At 68.1% G+C, this 11,141-nt stretch carries 11 protein-coding genes; 8 read left to right on the forward strand and 3 right to left on the reverse strand.

Annotated features, from left to right (window positions below; genetic code table 11):
- Window positions 1–309 precede the first annotated feature (309 nt).
- Entirely contained in the window at window positions 310–1,206 is an 897-nt protein-coding gene (gene thpD / locus P0W64_RS22185) for an ectoine hydroxylase (RefSeq protein WP_275482373.1), read from the forward strand.
- Between the two features lie 76 nt (window positions 1,207–1,282).
- Here thpD and P0W64_RS22190 read toward each other — a convergent pair whose 3' ends face one another.
- Window positions 1,283–1,804, reverse strand: coding sequence for a carboxymuconolactone decarboxylase family protein (locus P0W64_RS22190; protein ID WP_275482374.1), 522 nt, complete (start codon window positions 1,802–1,804; stop codon window positions 1,283–1,285).
- A gap of 19 nt (window positions 1,805–1,823) precedes the next feature.
- Complete coding sequence (gene ramB, locus P0W64_RS22195; protein WP_275482375.1) at window positions 1,824–3,224, reverse strand: acetate metabolism transcriptional regulator RamB; 1,401 nt, start codon at window positions 3,222–3,224, stop codon at window positions 1,824–1,826.
- A gap of 422 nt (window positions 3,225–3,646) precedes the next feature.
- Between ramB and aceA the strand changes: the two genes are divergently transcribed.
- From aceA to P0W64_RS22215, 4 genes are all read left to right on the forward strand, one after another.
- Window positions 3,647–4,939 carry an isocitrate lyase gene (gene aceA, locus P0W64_RS22200; RefSeq protein WP_275482376.1) on the forward strand — a complete coding sequence of 431 codons (1,293 nt, stop codon included), beginning with the start codon at window positions 3,647–3,649 and terminating at the stop codon, window positions 4,937–4,939.
- 119 nt (window positions 4,940–5,058) lie between these two features.
- Entirely contained in the window at window positions 5,059–5,931 is an 873-nt protein-coding gene (locus P0W64_RS22205; protein ID WP_275482377.1) for a 3-hydroxybutyryl-CoA dehydrogenase, read from the forward strand.
- A gap of 40 nt (window positions 5,932–5,971) precedes the next feature.
- The gene (locus P0W64_RS22210; protein WP_275482382.1) at window positions 5,972–6,586 is read left to right on the forward strand and encodes a class I SAM-dependent methyltransferase; all 615 of its coding nucleotides are present in this window, start codon (window positions 5,972–5,974) and stop codon (window positions 6,584–6,586) included.
- Window positions 6,587–6,643: 57 nt separating this feature from the next.
- A complete protein-coding gene (locus P0W64_RS22215; protein WP_275482378.1) occupies window positions 6,644–7,843 on the forward strand; it encodes a low temperature requirement protein A in 1,200 nt (399 codons plus the stop codon).
- Window positions 7,844–7,846: 3 nt separating this feature from the next.
- Here P0W64_RS22215 and P0W64_RS22220 read toward each other — a convergent pair whose 3' ends face one another.
- Window positions 7,847–8,701, reverse strand: coding sequence for a polyphosphate kinase 2 family protein (locus P0W64_RS22220; protein WP_275482379.1), 855 nt, complete (start codon window positions 8,699–8,701; stop codon window positions 7,847–7,849).
- Window positions 8,702–8,816: 115 nt separating this feature from the next.
- Here P0W64_RS22220 and P0W64_RS22225 point away from each other — a divergent pair, with 115 nt between their 5' ends.
- The 3 genes from P0W64_RS22225 (at window position 8,817) to P0W64_RS22235 (ending at window position 11,084) form a co-directional block, all read left to right on the forward strand.
- Window positions 8,817–10,028, forward strand: a complete 1,212-nt coding sequence (locus P0W64_RS22225; protein WP_275482383.1) for a DUF445 family protein — start codon at window positions 8,817–8,819, stop codon at window positions 10,026–10,028.
- Between the two features lie 90 nt (window positions 10,029–10,118).
- Window positions 10,119–10,502, forward strand: coding sequence for a helix-turn-helix transcriptional regulator (locus P0W64_RS22230; protein ID WP_275482380.1), 384 nt, complete (start codon window positions 10,119–10,121; stop codon window positions 10,500–10,502).
- Between the two features lie 12 nt (window positions 10,503–10,514).
- The gene (locus P0W64_RS22235; protein WP_275482381.1) at window positions 10,515–11,084 is read left to right on the forward strand and encodes a heparin-binding hemagglutinin; all 570 of its coding nucleotides are present in this window, start codon (window positions 10,515–10,517) and stop codon (window positions 11,082–11,084) included.
- The last annotated feature ends 57 nt before the right edge of the window (window positions 11,085–11,141 follow it).

Below are 11,141 nucleotides of genomic sequence, written 5' to 3' on the forward strand. Positions count from 1 at the left end.
CGCCCCCCCCCCCCCCGGCGGGGGGCCGGTTCGTCTCTCATGCCCCGGTGGTTCGCGGGAGTAGGCCCGCGCGATGGGTATCGGCTGGTCGATGGGCCGAATGCGGCGGGTGCGGTGTGCGCTGACGTACGCCTTCACAGTCACGCACTGGACATAGTGAGCCTTCCCTGGCAACCTCGGATGCGGGAGCCGGATTCTGGTACGGCGGCCCCAGACGTGGGTGTCGCGACGTCTGTCCCTTCCGTCCGGCACCCGCGTGCCGCAAGCGGCAGCCAAGGCTGCCCGGATGGAAAGGAAGTGGTGCAAGAAGTGAACGCCGAAACCGTTACCCATATCGGACGCGACGAGGCGGTAGACGTCTATCCCACGAGGCTTCCCCGCCGGGGATACGTCGAGCCGCGTCCGCACCCCGTTGTGTGGGGCGACGCGGCCGGCCCGCTGGGGCGCGATCAGGTGCGAGACTACGACGAGCGCGGGTTCCATGTGGCCGAGGGGGTGCTGTCCGCCGCCGACATCGAGACCGTGCTGTCCGAGGTCGACGCGGTCACGACCCGGCTCGGCGACGACGAGCGCGTGATCCGTGAGAGCTCCTCCGGCGACGTACGTTCCGTGTTCGCGGTGCATGAGCTCAGTGCGCGCATCGCGGACCTGGTGGCGCGCAGCGAGATAGCCGGCGTCGCCCGCCAGATCCTCGGCGACGACGTGTACGTCCACCAGAGCCGCGTGAACCTGAAGCCCGGCTTCGCCGGCGGGCCGTTCTACTGGCACAGCGATTTCGAGACCTGGCATGCCGAGGACGGTATGCCGGCGCCGCGCGCGCTGTCCGTCTCGCTGGCGCTGACGCCGAACCACACGTACAACGGCGCGCTGATGATCGTGCCCGGCTCGCACAAGCGGTTCGTGCCGTGCGTCGGCCGCACGCCCGGCGACTACCACCGGCAGTCGCTGGTGTCGTACCGGCCCCCGTTCGGGACACCCGAGGAGGACGACATCTCCTCTCTCGCAGACGAACTGGGTATCGAGACCATCACGGGCGGTCCAGGGTCCGCGCTCTACTTCGACTCGAACTGCCTGCATGCGTCGTCCGGCAACATCACGCCGTACCCGCGCTCGAACCTGTTCGTCGTGTTCAATGCGGTGTCGAATGCGCTGGGTGCGCCTTTCGCCGCCGCCGAGCCGCGCCCGGACTACCTGGCGCACAGGTGATGTCGTGAGCCCCGCCGGGCGCCGCCGGTCCCCGACCGGCGCTGCCGGGCGGGGACTCACCAATCGTCACGGCCGGTCAAGGACGCTCGGGGACGATTCCCAGCGTATCGATCGCTGTGGCCAGGCCGTCGTACTGTGTTGCGAGCATGACGAATTCGACGAGCCGGCGCTCATCGAAGTGGCCGGCCAGCTCGGACCATGTCTCATCGGTGACGGCTCGGGCTTCGACGATCTCCGTCGTGGCCCGCAGTAGCGCCGCGCTGCGGGCGTCCCAGCCTGTACCCGAGAGGATGGCGTCCTGTTTGGCGGCGTCGAGACCGGCTCGCGCCCCGATGCGACGGTGGTGCCCCAGCTCGTAGGCGCTGCCGCGCAGATGCGCGACGCGGATGATCACGGTCTCCGACTCCGAGCGGCGCAGCGATCCGAACGGCATCAGCAGCGCCGAGTACCCGAGCCATCCCAGGAACAGTCGCCTGCCGCGGCCGAGCGTCGAGAACAGGTGCATGTCCGGCGCGCCGATCACGCGTGCGCCGATGCGGCTGATCAGGAAGTTGACCGGTCCCTGCTGTCCGAGCGAACCCGGTGTCACACGTGCCATGCCCGCCACGCTACCGGCGTCAGCGAACGTGATAGGGCGAGATGGTACTGCGGTGCTCATCGACGTCGAGGGGGCGGCCGATGGCCGGGAAGGCGCGCTGGGGGCAGTTCTCGCGCTCGCACACCCGGCACCCCGCGCCGATCGGCGTCGCGTTGGTGTTCTCGAGATCGAGGCCGCGGGCGTAGACGAGACGGTGCGCGTGCCGCAGCTCGCAGCCCAGCCCGATGGCGAACGTCTTGGACGGCTGCCCGTACCGTGCGGCACGGCGTTCGACGGTGCGTGCTACCCACATGTAGTTGCGGTTGTCGGGCATCTCGACGACCTGAACCAGGATCTTGCCGGGCCACGCGAACGTCTCGTACACGTTCCACAGCGGGCACGTGCCACCTGATGCGGAGAAGTGGAACCCCGTCGACGACTGCCGTTTGCTCATGTTGCCGGCCCTGTCCACGCGCACGAACGACAGAGGGACCCCGCGTAGGTTCGGCCGCTGCAGCGTCGACATCCGGTGCGCGACGGTCTCGTAGGACACAGCGAAGAACGCGGACAACCTCTCGATGTCGTACCCGTACTCCTCGGCGGCGCCGTGGAACTGCGTGTACGGGAGCACGACCGCAGCGGCGTAGTAGTTGGCGAGGCCCTGCAGAGCGAGGCGGCGGGCCTCGTCCGAGGTGAACTCCGCGCCGCCGGTGAGTTCGTCGAACTGTCGCGCGCACTCGAGGAACGAGAGTTCGGCGGCCATCTTGAAGACCTGCTGCCCACCCGACAGATGCCGCGACACCTCGAGCACGCGGGATTTGGGGTCGTATCGGTGCAGCACCCCGTCGCCCAGGTCGATCCGCATCCGGATGGACACGTCGTGCACCGTCTCGAGCCTGTGCACGATCTCGGCCCGCACGTCCGTGCTGTGCATCCGCATCCGGGTGGTGAGTTCCTCGGCTGCGGTGTCGATCTCGTGGAAGTAGTTCTGCCGATGGTAGAAGAAGTCCCGCACCTCTTCATGCGGGCTCGACACGGTCCCACGCGCGTGCGGTGCGGAGCGGCCGTCGGTGGCCTGCGCGAGCTGGTCGGCGGCATTCACGTACCGGCGGTGCAGCGCCACCATCGCCTGTGCGAAGCCGGGGTGGTCGCGCGCGACCTCGGACAACTCCTCCGTGGAGGTGGGCGCATCGATCTCGAGGGTGACCTCGCGCAACTCGGCGATGAGGCGCGTCTGGTCCTGTGAGTTGAAGAAGGACGTGTCGACCCCGAACACGTCGGTGATCCGGAGCAGGACGGGCACGCTGAGCGGTCGGACGTCGTGCTCGATCTGGTTGAGGTAGGACGGGGAGATCTTCAGGGCCTCGGCGAGGGAGGCCTGGGACAGTCCGCGTTCCTTGCGGAGCCCGCGGAGCCGGGCGCCGACGAAGGTCTTGGGCATGCGGTGAAGCCTAACCACCCGCGCCCGGTTACCGGCGAGTTCCCAGGCCGAGTCCGATCGGCCGGGAGCCGCCCTGCGTGAGGTACGTCACACGCAGGGGTCGGCGGCGGGGTCGCATGCGGGCGTGCGCCGACGACGACGCCCGTAGAGCAGCCCGTTAAAAAGCCAGTACGTACGTACTTTTTGACGAATCACGAAGCGATGGCTTCGCAGACTTAGCAGACGTGTCGGGGTTTCGTGGCCTACGTTGGCACCGTATCTGGCCTTGGCCTGCGCATTTCCCTGTGGCACAGTGTTGGCAGGCAATACGCCGGGATGCGGACCAGGGTTAACTAGCCACCTGAGTTTCGCGAAGCGGTTCACTTTCGATCGCCCCGGTGGCCGCCCACCTAGCCGATTCAATGGAAACTACAGGGAGTCTGATGAGCAACGTCGGGAAGCCGAGGACCGCCGCCGAGATCCAGCAGGACTGGGACACGAACCCGCGCTGGAAGGGTGTCAAGCGCGAGTACACGGCCGAGCAGGTCGCCGAGCTCCAGGGCTCTGTCGTCGAGGAGAACACCCTCGCGAAGCGTGGCGCCGAGATCCTGTGGGAGGGCGTTACGAGGGACGACGACAGCTACATCAACGCCCTGGGTGCTCTCACGGGCAACATGGCCGTGCAGCAGGTGCGCGCCGGCCTGAAGGCCATCTACCTCTCGGGCTGGCAGGTCGCCGGTGACGCGAACCTCTCGGGTCACACCTACCCCGACCAGTCGCTCTACCCGGCCAACTCGGTCCCGGCCGTGGTGCGCCGCATCAACAACGCGCTGCTCCGCGCCGATGAGATCAGCCGCGTCGAGGGTGACGATTCGATCGACAACTGGCTCGTCCCGATCGTGGCGGACGGTGAGGCCGGCTTCGGTGGCGCGCTGAACGTGTACGAGCTGCAGAAGGCCATGATCACCGCGGGCGCCGCCGGCACCCACTGGGAGGACCAGCTCGCCTCGGAGAAGAAGTGCGGCCACCTCGGTGGCAAGGTGCTCATCCCCACCCAGCAACACATCCGCACGCTGACCTCGGCCCGTCTGGCGGCCGACGTGTCGAACACCCCGACCGTGGTCATCGCGCGTACGGACGCTGAGGCTGCGACGCTGATCACCTCGGACGTGGACGATCGCGACAAGCCGTTCGTCACCGGCGAGCGCACCGCGGAGGGCTTCTACAACGTCAAGAACGGTATCGAGCCCTGCATCGCCCGCGCGAAGGCCTACGCGCCCTACGCGGACCTGATCTGGATGGAGACCGGCACCCCGGACCTCGAGCTCGCGAAGAAGTTCGCCGAGTCCGTCAAGGCCGAGTTCCCGGACCAGCTGCTGGCCTACAACTGCAGCCCGTCGTTCAACTGGAAGCAGCACCTGGACGACGCGACCATCGCGAAGTTCCAGAACGAGCTCGGCGCCATGGGCTTCAAGTTCCAGTTCATCACCCTGGCCGGCTTCCACGCCCTCAACTACTCGATGTTCGACCTGGCCTACGGCTACGCCCGCAACCAGATGTCGGCATATGTCGAGCTGCAGGAGCGCGAGTTCGCCGCCGAGGAGCGCGGTTACACCGCCACGAAGCACCAGCGCGAGGTCGGCGCCGGCTACTTCGACCGCATCGCCACCACCGTCGACCCGGAGAGCTCCACCACGGCGCTCAAGGGCTCGACCGAGGAGGGCCAGTTCCACTGAGCCGGTAGCGGTTCCACATAGCACCACCTGCATCGGGGGTGGGCCCCGATCGCGGGCCCCCCCCCGGCCGCATATCACCATCGATAGATTTCATACGAACGGACACAAGGGTTTTCACCATGGCATCCGAGAAGATCACGCGAGTAGGCGTCATCGGCGCCGGTCAGATGGGCGGCGGCATCGCCGAGGTGTGCGCGCGGGCGCAGGCCGACGTGCTGGTGTACGAGGCCACCGATGAGCTGGCCGAGGCGGGCCGGCAACGCATCCACGCGTCGCTCGACCGCGCCGTCTCGAGCGGCAAGATCACCGAGCGCGAGCGTGAACAGGCCACGTGGCGGCTGCGTTTCACGTCCGACCTCGAGGAGTTCGCCGACCGCCAGCTGGTGGTCGAGGCCGTCGTCGAGGACGAGAAGGTCAAGACCGATATCTTCCGCGAGCTCGACCGCATCGTCACCGACCCGGACGCCGTCCTGGCGTCCAACACCTCATCGCTGCCGATCATGCGCATCGCGGTCGCGACCGCGAACCCGGGCCGTGTGGTCGGCATGCATTTCTTCAACCCGGTTCCCGTGCTGCCGCTGGTCGAACTCGTCACCTCGCTCGCGACCACCGACGAGACCGCCCAGCGCGTGCAGGATTTCGCCTCCGAAGTACTCGGCAAGCAGGTCGTGCGGGCGACCGACCGCTCCGGCTTCATCGTCAACGCGCTGCTCGTGCCGTACCTGCTCTCGGCGATCCGCATGGTCGAGGGCGGCTTCGCATCCGCGGAGGACATCGACAAGGGGATGGTGCTCGGCTGCGCCCACCCGATGGGACCGTTGAAACTGTCGGACCTCATCGGCCTGGACACCGTGAAGTTCATCGCCGACGCCATGTACGAGGAGTACAAGGAGCCGCTCTATGCCGCGCCTCCGCTGCTGCTCCGCATGGTCGAGGCCGGACGCGTCGGTAAGAAGGCGGGACGCGGGTTCTACGACTACAGCAAGAAGTAGTGTCTGCGGCGTGAGCCGCACATCGCTGAGCAACCGCGCCATGCAGAGTCCGGTGGTCGCCGCCGTCTACGAACGCGTGTGGCGGCCGGCGTTCACCCGCCTGTTCAGTCTGGGGGGCGGCGGAACGGCGGAGCTGCACGACGCACTGCTCGCCGACCTCGCCCTCGAGGGCGAGACCACGCTGCTCGACGTGGGGTGTGGCCCCGGCCTGTACACACGGCGTCTGGCATCCGGGCTGCGCGGTGACGGGCTCGCCGTCGGGGTCGACCTCTCGGCGCCGATGCTACGGCGGGCCGCCGCCGACAACTCGGGGTCACACATCGCGTACGTGCGCGCGTCTGCGCTCGACCTGCCGTTCCCGGACGGGGCGTTCGGCACCGTCGTCTGCCTTGCCGCGCTGTACCTGATCCCGGATCCCGAGCGTGCCGTGCGCGAGATGTGCAGGACCGCAGCGCACGACGGCGAGGTGGTCGTGTTCACCTCCCTGCGTACCCCGCTCAGTTCGCTCCCATTCGCCGAACGTGCGCTGGCCGCGGGCGGTTACCGGCTGTTCGGCCGCCACGAGGTCACCGGGTGGTTGCGTGCGGAGGGACTGACTGCGATCGAACAGAAGCTGTCCGGTCAGGGGCAGTTCATCCGCGCCCGAAGGGCCTGACGGCATGTGGGAGCCATAGTGACAGAACAGGGTTCGATAGCGCGCAGTCTGCGTCGCATGAGCGGGCGCGACCCGCACGAGCGTGGTCGCGTCGCCACCAGCCTGGAGCTGTTCTTCGACCTGACCTTCGTGGTGGTGTTCTCGCTGACCGGCGTGCAGTTCGCGGATCACCTCGCGGAGGCGCACTACGAGGCGGCGCTGCTGGGGTTCGGTTTCTGCGGTTTCGCGGCGGTGTGGGCGTGGATCAACTTCACTTGGGCCGCATCGGCTTTCGATACCGACGACTGGCTGTTCCGGGTCATGACGATGGTGCAGATGCTCGGCGTGTGCATCCTCGCCCTCGGCGCCGAGCCGCTGTTCGCGTCGCTCGCCGCACACGAGAACCCGAACAACCGCGTCATCGTCCTCGGCTACGTCGTGATGCGCGTGGCGATGCTCGGCCAGTGGATCCGGGTGGCCGTGTCGAGCCCCGAGTACCGCGCGGCCGCGCTGCGCTACATCGTGTGCCTCTCGGTCGCGCAGATCGGCTGGGTCGCGGCCGCGGTGGTGGAGGTTCCGCTCGCGGCGCTCGTCCCGATCAGCGCGGCGCTCTACGTGGTCGAGCTGGGCGGGCCGGTGCTCGCCGAGCGCGCATGCCGAACGCCGTGGCACCCGCATCACATCGCCGAGCGGTACGGAGCGCTCACGATCGTGACGCTGGGCGAGGGCATCGTCGGGACGGTCGCCGCGCTGCAGGCCGCAGTGTCAGAGCGCGGCTGGAGCGTCGACGCCGTCGTCCTCGGCTTCGCGGCGCTCGCGATCAACCTCGCGCTCTGGTGGGTGTACTTCGCTGTGCCCATGGGCGACGCGTTGCACCTGCAGCGGCACCGTGCGTTCGTGTGGGGCTACGGCCACATCGTCGTCTTCCTGGCGCTGGCGGCCTTCGGGGCCGGGCTGCACGTGGCCGCCCTGAACATGGAGCACCACAGCGCCATCGCGCCGACCGTGGTCATGGCTGCCATCGTCGTACCGACCGCCGTATACCTCGTGGCGTTGTCCGCGATCTCCTGGTACCTCACGGGATTCGACGGCCGGTGCCTGGCGGCCGATACGGTCGGCCTCGTGGTGCTGGGCGTCGCCGTCGCCGCCGTCGCGGGCGGCCTCTCGCTGGTCGCGGGCATCGTCGTGGTCGCGGTCGCGCCGATCATCACCGTGATCGTCGACGAGGTGAGCGGATCGGGCCGACGTATAGAGAGGCTGGCGGCACGCGCGGCGTGAGTCTCAGGAGGCGGCCAGCCTGGCCTTCTGCTCGCGGACGTCGAAGTCGGCGGGTGGCCAGTCCAGGTGCTGGGACTGGAGCGCCTCGATGAGCAGCTCGGTCACCGCGAGCCGGGCGAACCACTTCCGGTCCGCGGGGATCACGTGCCAGGGCGCGACGTCGGTGGACGTGCGGTCCAGCATCGCCTGGTAGGCGTCCTGGTACTGCGGCCAGAACGCGCGCTCGTCGATGTCCCCCGGGTTGAACTTCCAGTACTTGTCCGGGCGGTCGAGCCGCTTCGCCAGGCGCTCGCGCTGTTCGTCGAGGGACACGAACATCGCACACTTCACGAGTGTGGTGCCGGAGCCGGCGAGTTCCGCTTCGAAGCCGTTGATCGCGTCGTACCGCGGCTCCCACCGACTTCGCGGAACCAGACCGTGGACACGGACCACCAGCACGTCCTCGTAGTGCGAGCGGTCGAAGACGCCGATCTGCCCGCCGTGCGGCAGCTCCCTCCGGATACGCCACAGGAAGTCGTGTGAGAGTTCCTCGGCCGTCGGCTTACCGAACGCCGCGTGCTGGACGCCCTGCGGGTCGACCATCCCGATCACGTGCCGGACGATGCCGCCCTTGCCCGCGGTGTCCATCCCCTGCAGCACGAGCAGTACCGATGCTTCCGAGCCCGAGCGCCCGTTCGCGTACAGCAACTCCTGCAGCTCCGACAGGCGCTTACCGCGCTTCGACAGGAGTCTGCGGCCGTCCGATGCGTCTCCTTCGAAGCCCGTCGCGGCGCGCGGGTCGATGTCCGTCACCGTCGCCCCCGGACGCCATCGCAGCGCTTCCGACGCGCCCGACTGCCAGCCCCTGTTCCTACCCATCGGGCCACAGTACCGATGGGTCTGTATTACTTATGGGGTGACCACCGCACCGGTCTCCCAGGCCACCAGCCCGCTCGGCGACCCCGACGAGCAGAAGCGGCGCGACCTCTTCAAGATGAAGGCCGTCGCGCTGTCCTTCCTGGTCGGGGCCGCGATCGTCTATCTGCTGTGCGAGTTCTCGGACCGACACGGCGGCGCGCCGGCGTGGGTCGGCTACGTCAAGGCCGCGGCCGAGGCGGGCATGGTCGGCGGTCTCGCCGACTGGTTCGCCGTGACGGCGCTGTTCCGTCACCCGCTCGGTTTGCCGATCCCGCACACCGCGATCATCCGAAAGAAGAAGGATCAGCTCGGCGAGGCCCTCGGCGGCTTCGTGCAGCAGAACTTCCTCACGCCGGAGGTGATCGCGGAGAAGGTCGGCTCGCTCGAGCTGTCGGGCCGCGTCGCGGGCTGGATGGCCGACCCCGCCAACTCCGAGCGGCTCGGGCAGGAGGCGACCAAGCTCGTCAAGGTGATGTCCGAGGTCCTGCGCGACGAGGACGTCGAGCAGGTGCTCAACTCCACGATCATCAAGCGGCTCGCCGAGCCCGAGTGGGGCCCGCCCGTCGGGCGCCTCGTCGAGACGCTACTGCAGGAGAACCGGCATCTGCCGCTCATCAATCTGCTGGCCGAGCGCGCCCACCACTGGGCCCTGGGCAGCCAGGGCCTGATCGACAAGATCGTCGACGCCGACGGCCCCGCCTGGTCGCCCAAGTTCGTGAACTCCCTCCTCGGCGAGCGCATCTATCGCGAGTTGGTGGAGTTCACGTGGAAGGTGCGCAGCGATCCCGACCACGAGCTGCGGCACGCCATGAGCACTTTTCTCTGGGACTTCGCGTCCGACCTGCAGCACGATCCGCGCACCATCGCCAAGGTCGAGACCGCCAAGGCCGAGTTGATGGGGCGCGAGGAGGTGCGCACCGCGGCGCAGGCGGCGTGGCGCACGGCGAAGCGGCTGATCGAGCAGTCCGTGGACGACCCGGAGAGCACGCTGCGCGCCAAGTTCAGCGAGTCGGCGGCGCGCTTCGGGGTGCGCCTGCGGGACGACGAGGCCCTGCGCGCCAAGGCAGACTTCTGGGTCGACCGCAGCGTGCGGCATCTGGTGGAGAACTACTCGGGCCAGATCATCTCGATCATCACCGAGACGGTCGCCCGGTGGGACGCCGACGAGGCGTCGAAGAAGATCGAACTACAGGTGGGACGGGACTTGCAGTTCATCCGGATCAACGGCACGGTGGTGGGGTCGATCGCCGGACTCGCGATCTACACCGTGACCCAGGTCCTGTTCTAGATCACAGTGAGTCTAGTGCTAGCAGAGCGCTTGCAAGAGTTAGCGGACGGTGTTAGCGTGGTCTGCAGCTGGTGAGGAGCTGAAGGGTAGATGATCGACGAGACCGAACATGCGGGCACGGACAAGCCCGTGACCTCGGATATCGGAGCATTCATCCGCACTCAGCGCCTCGCGGCAGAGGTGTCCATCCGGCAGCTGGCCGAGAAGGCGGGCGTGTCCAACCCGTACCTCAGCCAGATCGAGCGGGGGCTCCGCAAGCCGTCCGCCGAGGTGCTCGGGCAGATAGCCAAAGCGCTGCGGCTCTCGGCCGAGGTGCTCTATGTGCAAGCCGGGATCCTCGAAGAACGCCCGGAGAGTCCGGTGCGGGACGCGGTGATCGCGGACACCACCATCACGGAGCGTCAGAAGCAGGCTCTACTGGAGATCTACTTCGCGTTCCGCCGCGAGAACGACCAGGAACAGACCCCAATCTAAGGAGAATCCGTCATGACCGAGATCAAGGCAGACGACATCCGCACCCCGCTGTTCGCCGCGCTCGGCGCCGGCGACTACGCCTTCGAGGCCGTCTCCGAGGTCGTCGAGAAGCTGCGTGCAGCCGCGACCGACGCCTCCACCGATTTCCAGGGCAAGGTCACCGAGGCCCAGGCGAAGGTCAACGAGGCTCGCGAGGGCGCCGAGGCCCGCTACACCGAGGCCAAGGGCAGCCTGCCGAAGGACGTCGACGAGCTGCGCGCCAAGTTCAGCTCCGACGAGCTCCGTAAGGTCGCCGCGGCCTACATCCAGGTCGCGACGGAGATCTACGAGTCCCTCGCCGAGCGTGGTGAGTCGGCCTACGAGAAGATCAAGAGCCAGTCGGTCGTCGAGGACGCCACCGAGCAGGCGACCAAGGCGTACAACAGCGCGGTCGAGCTGACCGAGTCCTCGCTGGGCCAGGTGGCGAGCGCTACCCGTCAGGTCGGCGAGCGTGCCGCCAAGCTGGTCGGCCGTAGCGCCGATGAGGCTGCGGACACGGCCGACGACGCTGCGGCGAAGGTCGCTGGCGCGGCTGCCGAGTAAGGCCCCGACCGCCGCGGCACGCGGCCTCGCGCATGCACAGAAGCGCGGGGGGGGGGC

The organism is Tsukamurella sp. 8F, from assembly GCF_029167375.1.
GTDB lineage: Bacteria > Actinomycetota > Actinomycetes > Mycobacteriales > Mycobacteriaceae > Tsukamurella.

Bases quoted from the DNA above. Each gene is read 5' to 3' on its own strand.
- P0W64_RS22190 (WP_275482374.1), bottom strand. From the start codon at position 1,804: ATGGCACGTGTGACACCGGGTTCGCTCGGACAGCAGGGACCGGTCAAC.
- aceA (WP_275482376.1), top strand. From the start codon at position 3,647: ATGAGCAACGTCGGGAAGCCGAGGACCGCCGCCGAGATCCAGCAGGAC.
- P0W64_RS22225 (WP_275482383.1), top strand. From the start codon at position 8,817: ATGAAGGCCGTCGCGCTGTCCTTCCTGGTCGGGGCCGCGATCGTCTAT.
- P0W64_RS22215 (WP_275482378.1), top strand. From the start codon at position 6,644: ATGAGCGGGCGCGACCCGCACGAGCGTGGTCGCGTCGCCACCAGCCTG.
- P0W64_RS22220 (WP_275482379.1), bottom strand. From the start codon at position 8,701: ATGGGTAGGAACAGGGGCTGGCAGTCGGGCGCGTCGGAAGCGCTGCGA.
- P0W64_RS22210 (WP_275482382.1), top strand. From the start codon at position 5,972: ATGCAGAGTCCGGTGGTCGCCGCCGTCTACGAACGCGTGTGGCGGCCG.
- P0W64_RS22235 (WP_275482381.1), top strand. From the start codon at position 10,515: ATGACCGAGATCAAGGCAGACGACATCCGCACCCCGCTGTTCGCCGCG.
- P0W64_RS22230 (WP_275482380.1), top strand. From the start codon at position 10,119: ATGATCGACGAGACCGAACATGCGGGCACGGACAAGCCCGTGACCTCG.
- P0W64_RS22205 (WP_275482377.1), top strand. From the start codon at position 5,059: ATGGCATCCGAGAAGATCACGCGAGTAGGCGTCATCGGCGCCGGTCAG.
- ramB (WP_275482375.1), bottom strand. From the start codon at position 3,224: ATGCCCAAGACCTTCGTCGGCGCCCGGCTCCGCGGGCTCCGCAAGGAA.